Origin of the sequence: Nonomuraea dietziae (assembly GCF_014195505.1) — a bacterium.
GTDB classification, from domain to species: Bacteria; Actinomycetota; Actinomycetes; order Streptosporangiales; family Streptosporangiaceae; genus Nonomuraea; species Nonomuraea roseola.
Window position 1 is genome coordinate 3,455,022 of sequence record NZ_JACIBV010000001.1, and the last position, 18,038, is coordinate 3,473,059.

An 18,038-nucleotide genomic window follows, 5' to 3' on the forward strand; every position below is an offset into this window, starting at 1 on the left:
GATGTTCTTTGTATGGATTCCTCGCACTCTTGAGCCGCAACACGAGCCTTTCGACAGCTCCACGGACAGCACATGGCGCGAGCCGGGTCTTCGCCTCTCGCGCCGCAGAAAGGATCCGCATGAGACTCAACGGGGTGCTCACAGCAGGATTGGTCCTGCTACCCGGCCTGCTCGGGTTCACCGGAGCGACGGCCGCGGCCGCCTCGAACCCACCGGCCAGCCCCACGCCGAGTCCCACGGCCACGCAGCCGAGTTCCACGGCCACGCCGGCCCCCTCGGCCGGCGAGGACAACGACCCGCCGAACGAGGCCACCGTGGCCGAGCGATCGGCCACGGTCATGGCGAGCACCAACTTCCAGCTCCCCTTCCCCTGCGGCCAGACCTGGGTCGGCAACAGCAGCGGGAGCAGCGCCCACAGGGCCTATGAGATCGACTTCAACCGGGGCAGCACGGCCGAGGCCGACCGCGGAGACCCCGTCGTGGCCGCCGCCGCCGGCACGGTGGTCATCTCCTCCCACCAGGGCTCGGCCAACGGCTTCGGCAACCTCGTCAAGATCGACCACGGCGGCGGCTGGACGACCTTCTACGCGCACCTGACCGTCCGTAGTGTCAGCGCGGGCGCCCGCGTCACCCAGGGCCAGCAGATCGGCACGGTCGGCAGGACCAGCAAGCCGGGCAACAACATCTCCTCCCACCTGCACTACGAGGTCCGTCAGGGCGAGGGTTACCCGGGCAACATCCGCAAGGCCGTCTTCAACGGAGCCACGTTCGGCTACCCGATCCAGACCCTCACGTCCAAGAACAAGTGCGGCGGCGGAGGCGGCGGCGCCACCAACCCGCACACCGCGCAGTCGGTCTGCGGCAGCGGCTACAAGGTGGTCGACTCCGCGGCGCTGGGCACGGCGGGCACCGTCTACCTGCTGTACAGCGCGGGCAGCGGCAAGAACTGCGTCGCCACGATCAAGAAGACCTCGCTCGGCAAGGCCACCGCCACCAGCGCCTATCTGGAGGTGCAGGGCAAGAGCCGCGTCACCGACAGCGGCAACTTCGCCTACTTCGCCGGCCCCGTGCAGGCCAGCGCGCCGGGCAAGTGCGTCAAGTGGGGCGGCAAGGCAGGCTCGGACGTCTACAACAGCCCCTTCGAGCACTGCGGCTGACGCGTGAGAACCCCCCAACCCTTCGAGGAGAACCTGTGAAGGCTCGACTCCGCCGTTCGGCTGCCCTGCTGGCCGGCTCGCTCATCCCCCTCTCCCTCCTGATGGGACAGCCGGCCAACGCGGTCTCCGCTGATCCCATGACCGACGCGTTCGCCCGCGCGGCCGCCACCTATGAGGTGCCGCGCGACCTGCTGGTCACGCTCGCCTTCGCCGAGACCCATCTCGACGGGCACGAAGGCGAGCCCAGCGCCAGCGGCGGCTACGGCGTCATGCACCTGGTCAGCAACCCCACCGCGCACACGCTGGAGCGGGCGGCCAAGCTGACGAGCCAGCCGGTCTCGGCGCTGAAGGCCGACGACGCGGCCAACATCACGGGCGGCGCGGCCGTCCTGCGCGCCTACGCCGACGAGCTCGGCCTCGACGCGGCGGCCCGCAAGGACCCGGCCAAGTGGTACCCCGTGGTCGCCAAGTACGGCAACGCCGCCTCGCCCGACGTCGCCAGGCTGTACGCCGACACCGTCTACGACCTGCTGGCCGAGGGCGTCGACGCCGACACGGCGGACGGCGAGAGCGTCACCGTGCGACCGCAGGCCGTCGAGCCCGACCGCGGGGCCTACGCCAGGGCGCGCGACCTGAACACCAGCGCCGCGGCCGCCGCCGTGGACTACCCCTCGGCCCACTGGGTGCCGGCGCACAGCAGCAACTACGCCGTCTCCAGCCGTCCCACCAGCGACGCGATCGACCGCATCGTCATCCACGTGGCGCAGGGCTCCTACGCGGGGACCATCTCCTGGTTCCAACAGGGACCGAGGCCCAACCCCACCTCCTCGCACTACGTCATCCGCTCCTCCGACGGCGACATCACCCAGATGGTGAGGGAGAAGGACAGGGCCTTCCACGCGGGCGAGTACAACAGGCGCTCGGTGGGCATCGAGCACGAGGGCTACATCAACAACGCCTCCTGGTTCACCGACACGATGTACCGGGCCTCGGCGGCGCTGACCCGCAACATCGCCGACAGGTACGGCATCCCCAAGGACCGCACCCACATCGTCGGGCACCACCAGGTTCCCGGCGCCGACCACACCGACCCCGGCCCGAACTGGGACTGGACCAAGTACATGCAGTACGTCACCGGCAGCAGCGGCGGTAGCAACCCGCACACCGCCGAGTCGGTGTGCGGCAGCGGGTACAAGGTGATCGACTCGGCGGCCCTCGGCACGGCGGGCACCGTCTACCTGCTGTACAACTCGGCCAACGGCTACAACTGCGTGGCCACCATCAAGAAGACCTCGCTCGGCACGGCCACCGCCACCAGCGCCTACCTGGAGGTGCAGGGCAGGACGCGAGTCACCGACTCGGGCAACTTCGCCTACTACGCCGGTCCCGTGCGCGCGAGCGCGGCCGACAAGTGCGTCAGGTGGGGCGGCAAGGCAGGCTCGGCGGTCTACGACAGCCCCTTCGAGCACTGCGGCTAACACCGGCCCCCTACCAGCGCTGATCCGCATGGCGTGCGCCCGCTCTCCCCTGGTGGAGGGCGGGCGCTCGTCCGCTGTGAGGCATAGTCTGGTCGATCGTCGCCGGAGGGGGAGCCGTGCTGTTCAGGCAGAAAATCCTGGAAGGCATCGCGGACGCGAGCGTCATCCTGGCCTTCCGCCGCTGGAAGCGCTGCGGCGTACGCAGGGGAAGCCGGCTGCGCACGTTCTAGCACGGGGCTATCGTCATCAGCGGGAAGTCCCTCAAGCCGCCACCGGTCGCCATGCTCGTCCACGCCTGGGCGATGGCGTTCGTGGGGACGGTGACACAGTACTTCTCGGGGGCCCCGGGTGCGGGCGTCCCGGAGGGCTGGGGAACGGGCCCGCCGCGCGGGCTCCGGTCGCCGATCGACGGCGCGCCGGCGGCGGCGGGGGCCGCCAGCAGGGCCAGGGCGAGGGCCAGGGTCGTCACGGACGCGGCGCGGTGCTGCATGAATCCTCCGGCGAGTGCAGAGCGCCCGGGCGAGGAGCGCATCCGCCGGGATACCCGGCGGAGGGGATCACTTATCCATACGTTCGATCTTGCCTTCTTTGGGGCCCGGCGCGGCGTGTCCGCCGCCTCGCAACCCCGCGACGTGCTACTGCCGCGTGACCCGAGGAGAGCGGCGCGGAAGACCGTTCCGGACTCGTGGCCTGGGGCGCACCGAAGTGGCGCCATGGGCGGGACCCGAGCGCGGCGAGCCGTCCCCCTGGTACAGGGCGGCCCAGGCGGGGGTCCCAAGGGCTGACGGGCTGCCGATCAGGGCGTGGAGCGGGTGGCGTAGTAGCGCCGGGCCTTGTCTCGGCTGCCGCAGGAGGCCATGCTGCACCACCGGCGCCTGCCGTTCTTGCTGGTGTCGAGGAACAGCCAGCAGCACGAGGGGCATCCGCCGAGCCGCTCCAGCTGCCCGTGGGTGAGGAGTTCGACGGCCGAGGCCGCGACCTCCCAGAGGAGGATCTCCGCCGTCCGTGGCGCCTGCCATGCCAGCCGGTAGCCCGCGCCGTGCGGCTCGAGGTGGCTGCGGGCGACGCCCTCGGCGTACAGGACGGCGATGGCGTCGAGGTCCTGCCGCGGCGGATCGTCCTCGTGCGCCAGCGCCTCGAACACCCTGAAGACGGCTTCGCGTAGCTCGCGGGCGGCGGGCAGCGCGGCGGCGAGGCCGCGCGGGTCCTCGATCGGACGGCCCACGGCGTCCGCCCAGGTCGTCGCCTCCTCAGGGGTGGCCATCCAGTCCCGTCGCGCAACCGGCCTGCTGTTGACGGTGTTGGCGAAGTCAAGACAGAGCGCGTTGCCGACCAGCTCGACAGGGGTCATGCGGCCATTCTCTCACCTTCTATCGGCTATTGACAGGTGAGATAGCCTGAGGCCGATATTACCGATCAAACAGCTTTGACAGGTGAGAATCCATGCGCGTTCTACCCGCCTCACTGGGCCGATCGTTCAACGGGCTGTGGTTCGGCACCGGGGCGGCGAACCTGGGTGACGGCATGGCCCTGTTCGTCCTGCCGCTGCTCGCCCTCGCCGTCGACGCCTCACCCGGTGGCGTGGCGGCCGTGACGACGGCGCTCACCCTGGCCTGGCCGATCTTCGGGCTGCACGCCGGCTGGATCGTCGACAGGGTCGACCGCCGAGCCCTGTTGAGCGGCGTCAACCTCGTCAGGGCGCTCGTGCTGGCGGGGCTCACGGCCGGCCACCTCACCGGCACGCTGTCGCTGCCGCTGCTCCTGGCCGCGGCGGTGCTGCTCGGCGTCGGCGAGACCCTGGTCGACACCGCGCTCACCTCGACCGTCCCCTCGGTCGTCGAACCGGCCGGCAGGGGCAGGGCGAACGCGCGGATCGAGGCGACCATCAACGTCACCAACCAGCTGGTGGGGCCGCCGCTCGCGGGCCTGCTGGCGGGCCTCACCCTGGCCATGGCCACGGGCGTGAGCGCGGGCCTGTACGTCCTGGCGGTCGCAGGGGTCGCGGCGATGACGCTGCGCCGCCCGCCGGTCGGGCCCCTGCCGGAGGAGGGTGGCCCACGGGTCTCGGGGAGCGGCGGGGTCGTCGCGGGATTCCTCCACCTGTGGCGGCAGCCGGTGGTACGGGCGATCACGCTGTTCACCGCCGCGATGAACGTGGTCTGGGCGGCCGCGACCGCGCTGCTCGTCGTCTACGCCGTGCGTCCGGGCCCGCTCGGTCTCACCGCCGCCCAGTACGGCCTGCTGCTGACCGCGATGGCCGTCGGCGGGCTGCTCGCCTCGATGGTGGTCGAGCGGCTGCGGCTGCGGTTCGGCGTGACGACGCTGCTGATCGCGGACGCCGTCGGCACCGTCCTGCTGGTGGCGCCGGTGGCCTTCGACGCCCCGGTGTGGGCCGTGGCGGCGGGCGCGGTGGTCGCGGGAGCCGGCTCGAGCATCTGGCGGATCCTGGTCGCCACCATCCGGCAGAACCTCTCACCGCCGGAGCTGCTGGGGCGCATCTACTCGGCGTCGCGGGTGCTCAGCTGGGGCGTCATCCCGGTCAGCGCCGCGTTGGCCGGGGTGGGCGCGGAGCTGTCCGACGTGCGGACGGTGTTCGCCGTCGCCACCGGGCTGGCGCTCCTCATCCTGGCCGTCTTCGTGCCGTTCGCCCGCCGTACGGACCTGTCGGCCGCCATGGAGGCGGACCAGGAGCACCGGGCCCTCGCCTGAGGCGGGAGCGAGTGATCGCCTCCGTGAGGGGTAGGCCAGATTCGGGATCGGGCTGTCGGGGAAGGACCTTCACGATCATGGGTGTGCCGCGCTCTTCGCCCCAGTCCGGGCGGTCGATGGCGGCCGCGGCGTTGATCGGGGTGGCGGTGATGGCGACGGTCGACGAGATCGTCTTCCACCAGCTCCTGGGCTGGCATCACTTCTACGACCGCTCCACCCCCGCGGTCGGACTGCTGTCGGACGGCCTGCTGCACACCGCCGAACTGCTCGCCCTGGTGGCCGGGTTCGTGATGTGGGCCGATCTGCGTCGCCGCCGAGCGCTGTCACCAGGCCACGCCTGGGCCGGGCTGCTGCTGGGGCTGGGCGGTTTCCAGCTGTTCGACGGCCTGGTCGACCACAAGGTGCTGCGGGTGCACCAGATCCGGTACGGGGTCGAGCTGCTGCCTTACGACCTGGCATGGAACGCGGCGGGCGCGGTCCTGCTGCTCATCGGCGCCGGGCTGGCACTCAGGGCCAGGCGCGCGCCGGGCGCGAAGGACCCCGAGAGGTGACGGCGCACGAGCACGCCTCCGCCGGGCTGGACGCCTGGCAGGTGGCGGCGGCGATCATCGGCGCGCTGGCGGTCGCCCTCTACCTGGGGGCGGCGCGACGGCTGGGCCGCAGGGGCGACGCCTGGTCGTGGAGGCCAACCGCCTCGTTCACCGCCGGCGGCCTGTCCCTGGTGGCCGCCGCCACACTGGAGCCGCCAGGGGAGCCGTTCACCGCTCACATGGCCCAGCATCTGGTCGCGGGGATGGCCGCTCCGCTGCTGATGGCGCTGGGGCGCCCGTTGACGCTGGCGCTGCGGGCGCTGCGGCCCGGCGCCCGGCGGCGCGGACTGCTGGCGGTGGCGCATTCACCTCCGGTGTCGTGGCTGGTCTTCCCGCCGACGGCGGCGGTGCTGGATCTGGGCGGGCTGTGGTTGCTGTACCGCACACCGCTGCTCGCCGCCGCCCAGGAGCGGCCATGGCTGCACGCCGCCGTGCATATCCACGTCGTGGCGGCCGGCTTCCTGCTGGCCTTCTCCGTCTGTCAGCTCGACCCGCTGCGCCGGCGCTGGAGCCTGCCGTGGCGCGCGGCCACGCTGCTCGCGGCGGGGACCGCTCACGCCGTCCTGGCCAAGACCCTGTACGCCACTCCCCCGCCCGGCACCGGCTTCGCCGTCCCCGATCTGCGCACCGGCGCCCAGCTGATGTACTACGGCGGCGATCTGGTCGAACTCGGCCTGGCCACCGTGCTGGCCGTCCAGTGGTACGCCGTCACAGGCCGGACCCACGCCCGCGCCCTCCGCCGGGCTCGGCTCCTCCAAGAGCCTGTCACCCCGCCTTTCGGGCGTCGCTGAAGCGCGGTGTCGGTCCGTGGGGTCAGCCGCACACCTCGACCGCGGGGAGGTCCGGCAGGTGGGCCGCCCACTCCTGTTCGGTGAGCGTCCTGCCGGATCGGCCGCAGAGGGCGGTGGCGACGGCCGAGGGGGCGACGGGGTACTCGTGCCGCCCGCCGTACTGGTCGAAGGTGATCAGCCTGGCGCCGTCGGGAGTGAAGGCCGCCAGCTGGACGCTCCCCCTGTCGTCGTCGAGCGGCGCGCCGACCGGCCGGCCGGAGATCAGGTCGTAGAGGCGCAGCCGGCCGTCGCCGCCCACGACCGCGGCCAGGTCCTCGGTGGGCGAGATGACAGGCGGCTGGGCAGGCGTGCCGGAGACACCTCTGATGACGGTCCTGGACGAGCCCGCGTGGTCCCAGACCGTGAGGCGGCCCCTGCTGTCGGCCGTGACGAACTCTCCCGCCCTGGTGAAAGCGCCGTAGACGACGCTGGTCGCCCTGCCGGTGGCGGTCAGGCCGCCGCCCAGCTTCCTGCCGGTGGCGGTGTCGAGGAAGACCGGCCTGTCCGCCAGCACGGCGAGTCTGGAGCCGTCGGGGCTGAAGGCGACGTCGGTGAGCGCGTTCTGCTCGGCCGACCACAGGAGTTCGCCCTTCCGCCAGTCCCACAACTGGAGGGCGGATCGCGTCGAGTCGTCGGAGATCGTGAGATCGACGGCCACCCTTCCCCCGTCGGGGCTGAAGCCCCGCAGGAACGCCTGCGTCCGGTCGCTCAGCGTGAACCGCCTGATCTCCTTGCCGGTGGCGGTGTCGTGGACCCTGAGGTAGGTGGTGTTGCGCACCTCGCCCGGCGGTGTGCCGGTGATGTGGAAGGTGGCCATGGCGACCTGCCGGCCGTCGGGGCTGAAGGCCGCGCCGAGGAAGTCGGAGTCGCCAGGGGGGCCGCCGCGCAGCGGCATCCGGCGCTTGCCCGCGCCGGTGAGGTAGAGGGCGCGGTCGCCGGTTTCCTCGCTGCCGCGTAGCTCCACGGTGCGGACCCGGTCAGGGCTGATCGCGACCGTCTGCAGCTCCTCGTCGATCGGCGTGGTGAGGGCCGAGATGTCGAGGGTGAAGACGCGATCCTCGCTGAGGTAGCGCAGCGTCCTGCCGTCGGGGTCGAATCGCGGCCGTGGCCGTGTCACCTCGGCCGCCTGCGAGCCGGGGTCGGCTGCGGAGCTGACGGTGAGCGTGGCGAGGAGCATGCCGTGACCCCAGAGCTGGATCTCGTTCTCCGTCGCGGAGGCCAGCAGCCGCTCGTCGTGGCTGATGACCACGCGGCCCTGGTTCCACCGGTCGGGACCGACATCGATCAGCGAGCCGGTGCTGAACACCGTCGGGTCCGACAGGTCAGCGGTGCCGATCCTCGCCCCTGGCAGCACCTCGAGCAGCCAGCCCTTCCTGGTGACGGCCAGCGGGTCGGGACAGTGCCTGCACGGCTCCTGCGCGCGTCTGCTGCCGGTGAGTCTCAGGCTCGGCAGCGCGAACCTGCCGATCGTCCCCGGTCTGCCGTGGTGCATGTAGAGCGCCGAGCCGTCGGGGGTCATGGCGCCGTTGTAGAAGCCGGGCAGCGCCGCGGTTCTTCCGGTCTGGAGGTCCCAGAGGGTGAAGGTGTCCCGTTGCAGGATCACGTAGCGGTCGACCGTGCCGAACGTGACGGCGGCCACGTCGAACTGGTCGCCGCCGATGGCGGTGCGGAACGGCCACGCGCGTCTGACCTTCCCCGTCTTCGCCTCCCACGCGTGGACGCCCCTGCTGGTCAGGACCACCAGCACCTGGCCCGACGGGCTCAGCGCCACGTCGATCGGCGTGCCCTTGACGCCGAGCTTCACCTTCCCGACCTGACGGCGGCCGACCACGTCCCACAGGCGCGCCTCGTTGGCGCTGACGCTGACCAGGGTCCTGCTGTCGGCGCTGAGCGTGCGGATCGTCTCGGGTTCGGTCGCGGGGTCCTGGAACATGCCGGTCTCGCGCTTGGCGAGGGAGTCGTTCATGGCCTTGCGGGTCTGGGGGGTCGGGTGGAGCCGCCAGGCCGCGACGCTCAGCAGTCCGCCGAGCCGTGGATCGGTGGCGCGGATCGTCCCCGCGGCCGCCGCGATCCTGGCCGCCTCCGCGGCCCTGAACCGGTCGTCGGCCACCTTGCCCTGCCAGACCGCCACCCCTGTGGCGGCCAGCGAGACCACCAGCAGGACGGCCAGGCTCATCGACAGCAGCCTGGTCCTGCGCGCCCTGCGGCGGCCCAGCGCGGCCCCCGCGTCGAGGAAGTCCCGCTCGAACCCGGCCAGCGTGATGTCCTTGCGGCCGGTGGCCGCCCACTGCAGCGCGTTCTCCAGCGAGTGCCCCGCGAACAGGTCGCCGTCGCGCCTGCCGCGGTCCTCCCACCGCCTGGCGGCGGCCAGGATGTCGCGGTGGGCGGCGAGGCCGTCCCTGTTCGTCTCGATCCAGCGGCGGAACCTTGGCCAGGCGTGCGGCAGCGCGGGCCTGGCCAGCCGTACCTCGTCGCCGCTGATCTCCAGGAGGTAGCCGAACACCCGCAGCACGCCCTGCGCCTCGGCGAACTCGCTGAGACGCGCCCGCCGTACGGACAGCTCGCCCTCCTCGTCCACCGTGACCAGCCGCAGGAAGACCTGCGCGGCCAGTTCGCGGTCGGCGGGGCTCAGCATGCCGTACGCCTCCTCCGCGAGCGGGCCGAGGCCGGGATCGTGGGCGTCCGTCGTGAGGTGGGAGGCTCTGCCGCCTTCGGCCAGCAGCCTGGCGGTGTCGAGCTGGCCGTCGCCGCTGATCAGGGCGAGCAGCAGGGCGCGGGCCGTGGGCCGCAGCAGCGGGTCCTTGCGCAGCGCGGCGTGGACCAGCGGCCTGAGCGACTCGGGCAGGCAGGTGAGGTCCGGCTCGACCGACATGACCTGGTGCATGACGGCACCGAACGTCTCGGCCTTGAACGGATCCCTGCCCGTCGCGGCGAAGAGCATGATCCCGCCCCACGCGAACACGTCGGCGGGCGCCCCCGCCCGCTCGCCCGTGAACACCTCGGGCGCCATGTAGGTGGGCGTCCCTGAGATCAGTCCTGTCGCGGTCAGCGACATCTCCAGCGTCCGCGCCAGCCCGAAGTCGATCACCCTCGGACCGTCGGGGCCGAGCAGCACGTTGTCGGGCTTCATGTCCCTGTGGATCACACCCGCGTCGTGGATGGCGGTCAGCGCGGTGGCGATGCCGGTCGCGAGCCTGTGCAGGTCTCCCGGGGTGAAGACCCTGCCCCCTCGTACCGCGCCGCCCAGGCTGGGCCCTTCCACGTACTCACTGACCAGGTACGGCCTGGGCCCGGTGAGGTCTGCCTCGATCACGCCCGCCGTGCAGAAGGAGGAGACCCTGCGGGCCGCGGTGACCTCGCGCTGCAGCAGGCTCACGTCGACGCCGTGCAGCATCTTGATCGCCACGCGGCGTCCGGCCTGGTCGTACGCCTCGTAGACCACGCCCTGACCGCCCGCGCCCAGCCGCCCGGCGAGCCAGTAGTCCCCGATGCGCAGCGGATCCCCCGCAACAAGTGTCACAGGATCTTGGATGGAGGACATCGCGACAAAGTTCGTGTATCCCCCGTATTGCCGTGTCTGTTGTGGTTGATGGTGCCAGATGACGCGAGGCCCGCCGACGATGCCGACATGGGCCCGTTCCGGAACTCTCCCCCGCGAGGGGGAGCGTCGTCGCCCGCCATGGGGAGGGCCACGCAGGGGGCGGCTGCCAGCCTTGACGGCATGACGATGTGGATCGGGCGACGGGCGGGCTGGGCGGCGATCGGGTGGACGCTGCTCTACGTGGTGTCGAAGGCGCTCTTCGCCCTCGACGGGCGGCTCGGCGTCACCGGCGGGCCTCGAGTGCTCCCCGACGCCTACCTCGGCTACGGACCGGGGGAGGTCGCGCAGGCTCAGTGGGCCAACGCCGCGGCAGGGGCGCTCATCATCGGGTTGCTGCTGGCGTCCTTCCTGCCGATCCGTCGTCCGCTGCCGCGACGGGCGCTGATCGTGACGCTGTGGCTGTGCGTCGCCATGGCCGCGGCGGGCGCGGTCGGCATGCTGGGCGGGGCCGTGCTGACCGGCAGGGGCGGCGCCGTCTTCGGCGGCTACTGCGCGGTCTGGGCGCTCCTCCTGACGACCGCGACCCTCGCCTTCCACCGCCGTACCGCCGCTGGCCGACGGGTGGAGCCGTCATGAGGAGGCGGGCATGGCCGGATATGCAATGTTCGTGTCATTGACGCCATAGTGCCCCGCTGACCAGCATGAAGGACATGCAGCGACGTGTCGTCATGGTGATCTTCGAGGGGTTCCAGCTCCTCGACATGGCCGGGCCCGCCGACGTGTTCGCCATGGCGGCGCTGCTGAGCGGCGAAGGCGATTATCAGGTCGAGGTGACCTCCCTGCGGGAGGGAAACGTCCGCGCGGTCAACGGCATCGCCATCGCCGTCGACACGCCGATCGCCGACGTCACAGGGCCCATCGACACGCTCGTGGTCGTCGGCGGATGGGCCACCATGGAGCTCCTCGCGAACAGGGAGCTCGTCGACGGCATCGCGCGCCTGGCCGGTTCGTCCCGCCGGGTCACGTCCGTGTGCAGCGGCGCGCTGTTGCTGGCCGAGGCGGGGCTGCTGGACGGCATGCGCGCGACCACCCACTGGCTGGCCGCCGACGAGCTGCGCGGCAGGTATCCGCGCGTCGAGGTGGACTCCGACCCCATCTACGTCAAGGAGGGACAGGTCTGGACCTCGGCAGGCGTGACGGCGGGCATCGACCTGGCCCTCGCGCTCGTGGCCGAGGACCACGGGCACGCGCTCGCCAGGGACGTGGCCTGCGCGCTGGTCGTCTACCTGCACAGGCCAGGCGGGCAGAGCCAGTTCAGCGTGCCGATGAACGCGCTGCCCCCGCGCAGCGAGCCGTTGCGCGAGCTGCAGGCGTTCATCGACGCCAACCCCGCCGACGACCTGAGCGTGCCCGCGCTCGCCCGGCACGCGGGGATGAGCGAGCGGCACTTCTCCCGCGTCTTCACCGAGCAGTCCGGCGTGTCTCCTGGCCGCTACGTCGAGCTCAGCAGGGCCGACGCGGCCAGGCGGCTGCTGGAGACGACCGACCACCCGCTCGAACGCGTGGCGAGGGAGGCGGGCCTCGGCACGCCGGAGACCCTCTATCGCGTCTTCCGCCGCCACTGGCGGATCTCACCGGGCGACTACCGTCGCCGATTCCAGGCAAAGGAGTGCTGACCATGCAGGTCGCCATCCCGCTGTATCCGCGTTTCACCGCGCTCGACGCCGTCGGGCCGTACACCGTGCTGGCCTTCGCCCCCGGCTTCACCGTCACGTTCGTCGCCGCCGAGCCGGGACCCGTCACCGACGACAAGGGCAGCCTCACCCTCGAGGCGACGGCGAGCTACGCGAGCATTCCCAGGCCCGACGTGATCCTGGTGCCGGGCGGCATCGGGACCTTCGACGCGCTCGGCGACCAGGCGCTTGTCGACTGGATCACCGAGGCGCACCCGCACAGCCGGTGGACGACCTCGGTCTGCAGCGGGGCCCTCCTGCTGGGCGCCGCCGGGCTGCTCGACGGCAGGAAGGCCACCACGCACTGGGCCCTGCTCGAGCACCTGGCCACGTACAGCGCCGAGCCGGTGAGCGAGCGGACCGTGGTGGAGGGCAAGATCGTGACGGCGGCCGGGGTCTCGGCGGGGATCGACATGGCGCTCACCCTGCTCGCCCAGGCCAGTGACGTGGAGACGGCGCAGGCCGTCCAGCTGGCCATCGAGTACGACCCGCAGCCGCCGTTCAACGCCGGCTCGCCCAGGACCGCTCCCGCGGGGCTGACCGAGCGGGCCATCCAACTGATCGTCTAGGAGGCGCCCTGGTCGAGGAGCGCGATGCCGCGCTCCCCCCAGAGCGCCCGCGAGGCCGCCTCGGGGTCGGAGACGTCCGAGGGCTCCACGTCGAACAGGTGGGTGGTGGCCGTCAGGGAGTCGTAGGCGGGCCAGCCCGGGTCGCCGGTGGCGGCGAAGCCGGTCCACGCCGTGCGGAACTGTCTGGACAGCCCCTCACCCTCCGGCGCGCCGCCCGTCAGCATGCGCCCGAGGGGGCAGTCGAGGGTGGCGAAGGTCAGCGGCACGTCGAGCCCGTGACAGGCCCCCATCGGGGTCGGCGACCAGGTCAGCTCGTAGGCGTGCGTCCGCCCCTGGTGCGCGTCGGCCAGCAGCGCGCTCGGCATCCTGAACATCCAGTCCGACATGAGCAGCGTGTGCAGCTCCTCCGGGGTCGCCTGCGGGTGGGCGGCCCTGTAGGCGGCGTCCGCCCCTTCGGGCGCGACTGTCTTCATGACGGTGCCCAGATCGGCGACCGGCGCGCCCCCGAGCGCCTGGAAGAAGCGGTACTCATCCCTGGTGAACCCGACGATCAGCTCGACGTCGCGGCTCGCCCCCGCCGCCAGCGCCTTCCACGGCAGGTCAGGCAGCACCTCGCCGTCGACGACGGGCGCGAAGGGGATCCTGGAGTAGGCCATGGGTCCCCACCGCGCGGGGTCGTCGCGGCCTGGCTCCGTCATGACCGCCGTGGCCGCCGCCACCAGCCGCTCAGGCGCGCTGTCGTACGGCGACAGCCCACCGAGCCTGTCGACGATCGCGCCGGTGATGCCGGAGGCGAGCCCCGGCGAGAAGAACAGCCCCGCCACGCTCTGCGCGATCGCCCTGCGGAACAGCCCCGCCGCCGACGGCATCGCCATCAGGCACGCGATCCCGCCCGCTCCCGCCGACTCGCCGAAGACGGTGACGTTGCCGGGGTCGCCGCCGAAGGCCGCCGCGTTCTCCTGCACCCAGCGGAGCGCTGCCAGCTGGTCGAGCAGCCCCCTGTTGGGCGGCGCGCCGTCGACGTGCCCGTAGCCCTCCATGCCGACGCGGTGGTTGAAGCTGACCACCACCACGCCCTCGGCGGCCAGCCTGGCCCCGTCGTACTCGGGCATGTCGGCCGCGCCCGTCAGGTAGGCGCCGCCGTAGATCCACACCATCACCGGCAGGCCGGAGCCGCCTGGGTCGGGCGTCCAGACGTTCACGGTGAGGCAGTCGAGGCCGTCGGCCGGGCTCCACTCCGGCATCCCCGGCAGCACCGCGGGCTGCGGCGGGCGCGGACCGAACGTGGTCGCGTCACGCGTGCCGTCCCAGGGCTCGACGGGGACCGGCGCAGCCATGCGCAGCGGCCCGAAAGGGCTCTTGGCGTAGGGGATGCCCTTGAACGCGGTGACGCCGTCGTCGTGCAGGCCCCTGATCTTCCCTGTCGTGATCATCGTCATGCGGCCGAACGTACCGTACGGCATGGTATGTACCTGAAGCGGGGTCGCCATGGCAATATGGAACTAATGGTTCCGATACACTCAGTTCCGTAAGGAGCGCTCATGGCCGCCCCCGCCCTCTCCCCGCGACGCCCGGTCGTCCTCGCCGGCCGGATCATCGCCTTCCTCGGCGTCGTGCACCTGGTCGTCACCCTGGCCTTCAACCTCCATCGCCTGCCCGCCTGGCTCACCCTCGAGCTGTGGTTTCCCGCCAACGGCCTGCGCGAGCTCCCTCCGGACGTGGGCGCCTTCTGGCTGACGATCGGCTCCTTCGGCCTGCCGCTGCTCCTGCTCGGACTGCTGATCGCCTGGCTCGGCCGCAGGGACGTCACTCCCCCGGCGTTCGCGGCATGGGCGCTCGGCGCGTGGGGCACCCTCCTCGCGCTCCTGTTCGAGCCTTCACCGGCGATCCTCCTCTGGCTGCCCGCCGCCCTCCTCCTGGTCGCCGCCAGGAGGCGGGCATGAGCATGACCTCCGTACGGCAGGGCGCCCCATGAGCGCCGAAGGCCAGCGCGCAGGGCGGCCGAGGGACAGCAGGGTCGACGCGTCCATCCTGGCGGCCACCAGGGAGGTCCTCGCCGAGACCGGGTACGCCCGCCTCACGGTGGACGCCGTCGCCGCCAGGGCCGGCGTCGGCAAGGCCGCCATCTACCGCCGCCACGCCACCAAGCAGGAGATGGTGTTCGCCGCCACCGTCCACACCATGGAGCTGCCCGCTCCCGCCGACACGGGCGCCTTCATCACCGACCTGGCCGCGCTGATCGACGACGTGCTCGCCACGCTCGGCAATCCCGTCGCCCTCGTCACGGTTCCCGGCCTGCTCGCCGAGATCACCTCGGACGCCGACCTGACGGTCAGGTTCCAGCAGACCTTCATGGAGCGGCAGCGCGAGTGCGTCAGGGCGGTGCTGGACCGCGCCGTCCAGCGGGGCGAGCTTGACGAGCCGCCCCAGACGGACCTGGTGCACGCCATGCTGGTCGGCCCCGTCTTCGCCTGGCTGTTCATGATCCGCGGCCAGAGTCCCGAGGTCTTCGCCCGCGATCTGGCCGCCCGGCTGACGTCGGCGTTCACCGGGCCGTCGCCGTCAAGCCCTGCTCTGGTCCATCTGAAATCACGGTAAATACGTTCAATGCCAGAAAAACGCGTTTTATGGTGCTAAGAGCGGGATCAGGGCTGGCGAGGAGTCCGAGGTGCTCTGTCGCGGTCCCTGGTGCCGGGCGACATCAGCTCGAAGCGAAAGTCGGTGACTATGGCCACCACGCTGAGCAGGGCCGACGACTACAGAGCCCTGGTGGAGAAGTTGCGGGACGTCTACCCGGCCGTCGAGAGCCGGCTGGTGTCGACGTCGGTGGCGATCGCCGCCGACTGCGCCAGGCATGTGGGCTGCACGCCGACCGAGGAGATCGTGGAGCGCCTGGCGGTCGAGTACCTGCGCGCCAGGGTCGCCACGCAAGCGACCCTGCCCGCCGCGCGACCGCGTCACCAGCTCCACAGGCCGACCCGTACGGGCACCCCCGGCGAGGCGTGCAGAAGAGGGGCCTGATCGGGGGCGGGAAGCCCCGCCACCCGCAGCAGGTCCTGGTCGAGGCCCGCCAGACGGGCGTGCCGCAGCGGCCATGGGGGGTGTTCGACCTCGGCGGAGGCCAGCCGGCCCGCCACGACCGTGAACAGCCGAAAGCGTGCCGTCAGGAAGTGCGCGAGCTCGTCGAGCTCGTCCTCCGCCAGGTCAGGGCCGGTTTCGACGTCCACGTCGCAGCGCGCGCCGCCGGGTCCTGGCCAGTACCTTCGCGATCTGTACCGCCGCAGTGAGCCGTCCGTCCGCACGGACATGTCCGACCAGAAGTAGGGCAGCCAGTAGCCGGCGCGTCCGCCGAGGGCGGCGGGGAGCCGCCCCGCCTCCATCGACAGGAACCAGATCCCGCTGCGTCCGCGGGCGTCGCGGACGTAGGTGCGCAGGTTCGTCTCGGGGAAGCGCGACAGCCATGGCAGGGCGGGCGTGCCCGGCGCCCTCACGTCCTCCATGAGGAAGGGTGTCAGGCCGACCCAGGCGGTGCCGTCGAAGGTCTCGACCGTCAGGCAGCCGGGCACCAGGGCCTGGACGACATCGGCGGGAAAGCGCCAGTGGACGAAGGTGATGTCCGACCAGCGGTGGTACATCACCGGCCTGGTGACTCTCGGGGAGTCGGGTGCTCGCATCAGGTGCTCCTGTCCTCGGGGAACGCTTCTACGAACGCCCTTCCGCGCCCGTCTCGGTGAGGAGGCGCTGTTCGAGCACCGCCTCGAGCGACAGCTCCCGGTAGCCGGCCTCCTGGAAGAGCACCGTCAGCCTGTCCTCGCCGCGCTGGATGACCTGGCCGTGGCCCCAGGTCTCGTGCTCCACGTGGGCGTGCACGCGGAAGGGGCCCTCCCCGTTCGCCGGCTGGTCGGCGGTTCCCGCCCGGCAGGTGTCGCAGTTGCCGCAGGGTTCGGCGAGCTCCTCGCCGAAGTACCCGAGCAGGAAGCGGCGGCGGCACTCCTCGGTCTCGGCGTAGCGGCGCATCATCTCCAGCCGGGTCCTTTCGACGTCGCGACGGCGCTCGGCCAGCCGCATGGCCAGCTCCGCGGCGGCGTGCGGGTCAGGCGCTCCAGGAACGGGAGACACCCTGCGCGTGCCCAGCCGTACGGCGCCGGCCCTTTCCAGCAGGTCGAGCAGTGAGGTCAGCCGCCGTGGCGACAGCTCGGTCCGCTCCCGCAGCTGCTTGCGGTCGGCGCCGGGGCCCGCCGCCGCGACGGCCTGGGCCAGCCGCTCGAGCGTCTCGGGGTCGGGCAGGGCGCCGGTGAAGAAGCGGTGCAGACCCAGATCCTCAGGCCGGTAGAACAGCACCGCCCTGGCCGCCTCGCCGTCCCTGCCCGCCCTGCCGATCTCCTGGTAGTAGGAGTCGGGCGAGCCGGGAACCTCCGCGTGATGGACGAAGCGCACGTCAGGCTTGTCGATGCCCATGCCGAAGGCGTTGGTCGAGACCACGACGTCCAGCTCGCCGCTCATGAACCTGCCGTGCACCTGGTCACGCTCGGCCCGCCGCAACCCTGCGTGGTAGGCCTCGGCCCTGAGACCCGCCTCGGTCAGCATCCCCGCCAGCCGGCCCGTCTGCCTGCGCGAGGCCGTGTAGACGATGCCGGGAAGCGGCTCCTGCGCGACCGCCGCGACGAGTTCGACGGCGGGGTCGTCGAGCATCCTGCGCACCGTGAGCGAGATGTTGGGGCGGTCGAAGCCCTGCACGATCTCCAGAGGCTCGCGCATGCCGAGCCTGTCGACGATCTCCGCGCGCACGGGCGGCGCCGCAGTGGCCGTCAGAGCGGCGATCACCGGACGGCCCAGCGCCTCGGCCACCGCCCCCAGCCGCAGGTAGTCGGGGCGGAAGTCGTGCCCCCACGAGGAGACGCAGTGAGCCTCGTCCACCACCATGAGCGAGGGGGAGGCCGCCGCCAGTTCGCGCACCACGTCGGGGCGGGCCAGCTGCTCCGGCGCGCAGAACAGGAACTCCGTCTCCCCCGCGCGCAGCGCCTCGAAGGCCTCCGACCGCCTGCTTGCGGGCGTGCTCGCGTCCAGGCTCACCGCCTCCTCGTCACGGCGGCGCAGGCTCTCCACCTGGTCGCGCTGCAGGGCGATCAGCGGTGAGACCACCAGGGTGGGTCCCGGCAGCAGCAGCGCGGGCACCTGATAGATCGCCGACTTGCCCGCCCCCGTCGGCATCACCACCAGGGTGTCCCTGCCCTCGGCCAGCGCCGTCATGGCCGCCAGCTGGCCAGGACGCAGATCGGTCAGGCCGAGGACGCGCCTGGCCGTCCTTTCGCACTTCGCACCCGCATCCCGCATCGAACCTCCTCGTCAGAGAGGTCCTTCCTGCCCAGGCAGCCACCCGGCATGTCAGCCGATCTCCCACTCCTCGGCCTCCAGCGCACGGCGGACCTTC

At 71.9% G+C, this 18,038-nt stretch carries 17 protein-coding genes; 11 read left to right on the top strand and 6 right to left on the bottom strand.

The annotated features are described in order from the left end of the window. Nucleotides 1–119 precede the first annotated feature (119 nt). Together FHR33_RS16500 and FHR33_RS16505 are read left to right on the top strand one after the other, a co-directional pair. On the top strand, nucleotides 120–1,157 hold the full coding sequence (locus tag FHR33_RS16500) for a M23 family metallopeptidase (RefSeq protein WP_221241127.1): 1,038 nt from the start codon (nucleotides 120–122) through the stop codon (nucleotides 1,155–1,157). A gap of 35 nt (nucleotides 1,158–1,192) precedes the next feature. Then, nucleotides 1,193–2,635: an N-acetylmuramoyl-L-alanine amidase gene (locus FHR33_RS16505; RefSeq protein WP_183648191.1), complete on the top strand. Its 1,443-nt coding sequence runs from the start codon at nucleotides 1,193–1,195 to the stop codon at nucleotides 2,633–2,635. A 226-nt stretch (nucleotides 2,636–2,861) separates the two neighbouring features. Here the strand turns inward: FHR33_RS16505 and FHR33_RS16510 are convergent, their stop codons facing one another. Then, complete coding sequence (locus tag FHR33_RS16510) at nucleotides 2,862–3,125, bottom strand: hypothetical protein (protein WP_183648193.1); 264 nt, start codon at nucleotides 3,123–3,125, stop codon at nucleotides 2,862–2,864. Nucleotides 3,126–3,431: 306 nt separating this feature from the next. After that, nucleotides 3,432–3,986 (bottom strand): CGNR zinc finger domain-containing protein, encoded by a 555-nt coding sequence (locus FHR33_RS50285; protein ID WP_183648196.1) that lies wholly within the window; start codon nucleotides 3,984–3,986, stop codon nucleotides 3,432–3,434. A gap of 92 nt (nucleotides 3,987–4,078) precedes the next feature. On the opposite strand from FHR33_RS50285, the gene FHR33_RS16520 reads away from it, so the two are divergent. From FHR33_RS16520 to FHR33_RS16530, 3 genes are all read left to right on the top strand, one after another. Next, the gene (locus FHR33_RS16520) at nucleotides 4,079–5,344 is read left to right on the top strand and encodes an MFS transporter (RefSeq protein WP_183648199.1); all 1,266 of its coding nucleotides are present in this window, start codon (nucleotides 4,079–4,081) and stop codon (nucleotides 5,342–5,344) included. 77 nt (nucleotides 5,345–5,421) lie between these two features. Beyond that, nucleotides 5,422–5,895, top strand: a complete 474-nt coding sequence (locus tag FHR33_RS16525) for a DUF2243 domain-containing protein (protein WP_183648202.1) — start codon at nucleotides 5,422–5,424, stop codon at nucleotides 5,893–5,895. Continuing rightward, nucleotides 5,892–6,725: a cytochrome c oxidase assembly protein gene (locus FHR33_RS16530; protein WP_221241128.1), complete on the top strand. Its 834-nt coding sequence runs from the start codon at nucleotides 5,892–5,894 to the stop codon at nucleotides 6,723–6,725. Before FHR33_RS16525 ends, FHR33_RS16530 begins: the two co-directional genes overlap by 4 nt. Before the next feature lie 22 nt (nucleotides 6,726–6,747). Here FHR33_RS16530 and FHR33_RS16535 read toward each other — a convergent pair whose 3' ends face one another. Next, complete coding sequence (locus tag FHR33_RS16535; protein ID WP_183648207.1) at nucleotides 6,748–10,284, bottom strand: serine/threonine-protein kinase; 3,537 nt, start codon at nucleotides 10,282–10,284, stop codon at nucleotides 6,748–6,750. Between the two features lie 201 nt (nucleotides 10,285–10,485). Between FHR33_RS16535 and FHR33_RS16540 the strand changes: the two genes are divergently transcribed. The 3 genes from FHR33_RS16540 to FHR33_RS16550 all read left to right on the top strand — a co-directional run bounded on the left by FHR33_RS16540 (nucleotide 10,486) and on the right by FHR33_RS16550 (nucleotide 12,607). After that, complete coding sequence (locus FHR33_RS16540; protein WP_183648211.1) at nucleotides 10,486–10,941, top strand: hypothetical protein; 456 nt, start codon at nucleotides 10,486–10,488, stop codon at nucleotides 10,939–10,941. Nucleotides 10,942–11,015: 74 nt separating this feature from the next. Beyond that, entirely contained in the window at nucleotides 11,016–11,981 is a 966-nt protein-coding gene (locus FHR33_RS16545; RefSeq protein ID WP_183648214.1) for a GlxA family transcriptional regulator, read from the top strand. A gap of 2 nt (nucleotides 11,982–11,983) precedes the next feature. Continuing rightward, the gene (locus FHR33_RS16550; protein WP_183648216.1) at nucleotides 11,984–12,607 is read left to right on the top strand and encodes a DJ-1/PfpI family protein; all 624 of its coding nucleotides are present in this window, start codon (nucleotides 11,984–11,986) and stop codon (nucleotides 12,605–12,607) included. Here FHR33_RS16550 and FHR33_RS16555 read toward each other — a convergent pair. Further along, complete coding sequence (locus tag FHR33_RS16555; RefSeq protein WP_246451938.1) at nucleotides 12,604–14,046, bottom strand: carboxylesterase/lipase family protein; 1,443 nt, start codon at nucleotides 14,044–14,046, stop codon at nucleotides 12,604–12,606. The genes FHR33_RS16550 and FHR33_RS16555 overlap by 4 nt on opposite strands. Nucleotides 14,047–14,148: 102 nt before the next feature. Between FHR33_RS16555 and FHR33_RS16560 the strand changes: the two genes are divergently transcribed. From FHR33_RS16560 to FHR33_RS16570, 3 genes are all read left to right on the top strand, one after another. Then, on the top strand, nucleotides 14,149–14,550 hold the full coding sequence (locus tag FHR33_RS16560; protein WP_183648222.1) for a DUF6463 family protein: 402 nt from the start codon (nucleotides 14,149–14,151) through the stop codon (nucleotides 14,548–14,550). A 28-nt stretch (nucleotides 14,551–14,578) separates the two neighbouring features. After that, nucleotides 14,579–15,205: a TetR/AcrR family transcriptional regulator gene (locus FHR33_RS16565; RefSeq protein ID WP_183648225.1), complete on the top strand. Its 627-nt coding sequence runs from the start codon at nucleotides 14,579–14,581 to the stop codon at nucleotides 15,203–15,205. A 129-nt stretch (nucleotides 15,206–15,334) separates the two neighbouring features. Then, the gene (locus FHR33_RS16570) at nucleotides 15,335–15,628 is read left to right on the top strand and encodes a hypothetical protein (protein ID WP_183648228.1); all 294 of its coding nucleotides are present in this window, start codon (nucleotides 15,335–15,337) and stop codon (nucleotides 15,626–15,628) included. Here FHR33_RS16570 and FHR33_RS16575 read toward each other — a convergent pair. Both FHR33_RS16575 and FHR33_RS16580 read right to left on the bottom strand, forming a co-directional pair. Then, entirely contained in the window at nucleotides 15,565–16,281 is a 717-nt protein-coding gene (locus tag FHR33_RS16575; RefSeq protein ID WP_183648230.1) for a YqjF family protein, read from the bottom strand. The two genes, FHR33_RS16570 and FHR33_RS16575, sit on opposite strands and share 64 nt — an antisense overlap. A gap of 28 nt (nucleotides 16,282–16,309) precedes the next feature. After that, a complete protein-coding gene (locus tag FHR33_RS16580; RefSeq protein WP_183648233.1) occupies nucleotides 16,310–17,941 on the bottom strand; it encodes a RecQ family ATP-dependent DNA helicase in 1,632 nt (543 codons plus the stop codon). Between the last annotated feature and the right edge of the window lie 97 nt (nucleotides 17,942–18,038).

Bases quoted from the DNA above. Each gene is read 5' to 3' on its own strand.
- FHR33_RS16500 (WP_221241127.1), top strand. From the start codon at position 120: ATGAGACTCAACGGGGTGCTCACAGCAGGATTGGTCCTGCTACCCGGC.
- FHR33_RS16510 (WP_183648193.1), bottom strand. From the start codon at position 3,125: ATGCAGCACCGCGCCGCGTCCGTGACGACCCTGGCCCTCGCCCTGGCC.
- FHR33_RS50285 (WP_183648196.1), bottom strand. From the start codon at position 3,986: ATGACCCCTGTCGAGCTGGTCGGCAACGCGCTCTGTCTTGACTTCGCC.
- FHR33_RS16520 (WP_183648199.1), top strand. From the start codon at position 4,079: ATGCGCGTTCTACCCGCCTCACTGGGCCGATCGTTCAACGGGCTGTGG.
- FHR33_RS16525 (WP_183648202.1), top strand. From the start codon at position 5,422: ATGGGTGTGCCGCGCTCTTCGCCCCAGTCCGGGCGGTCGATGGCGGCC.
- FHR33_RS16540 (WP_183648211.1), top strand. From the start codon at position 10,486: ATGACGATGTGGATCGGGCGACGGGCGGGCTGGGCGGCGATCGGGTGG.
- FHR33_RS16545 (WP_183648214.1), top strand. From the start codon at position 11,016: ATGCAGCGACGTGTCGTCATGGTGATCTTCGAGGGGTTCCAGCTCCTC.
- FHR33_RS16550 (WP_183648216.1), top strand. From the start codon at position 11,984: ATGCAGGTCGCCATCCCGCTGTATCCGCGTTTCACCGCGCTCGACGCC.
- FHR33_RS16555 (WP_246451938.1), bottom strand. From the start codon at position 14,046: ATGACGATGATCACGACAGGGAAGATCAGGGGCCTGCACGACGACGGC.
- FHR33_RS16560 (WP_183648222.1), top strand. From the start codon at position 14,149: ATGGCCGCCCCCGCCCTCTCCCCGCGACGCCCGGTCGTCCTCGCCGGC.
- FHR33_RS16565 (WP_183648225.1), top strand. From the start codon at position 14,579: ATGAGCGCCGAAGGCCAGCGCGCAGGGCGGCCGAGGGACAGCAGGGTC.
- FHR33_RS16570 (WP_183648228.1), top strand. From the start codon at position 15,335: ATGGCCACCACGCTGAGCAGGGCCGACGACTACAGAGCCCTGGTGGAG.
- FHR33_RS16575 (WP_183648230.1), bottom strand. From the start codon at position 16,281: ATGCGAGCACCCGACTCCCCGAGAGTCACCAGGCCGGTGATGTACCAC.
- FHR33_RS16580 (WP_183648233.1), bottom strand. From the start codon at position 17,941: ATGCGGGATGCGGGTGCGAAGTGCGAAAGGACGGCCAGGCGCGTCCTC.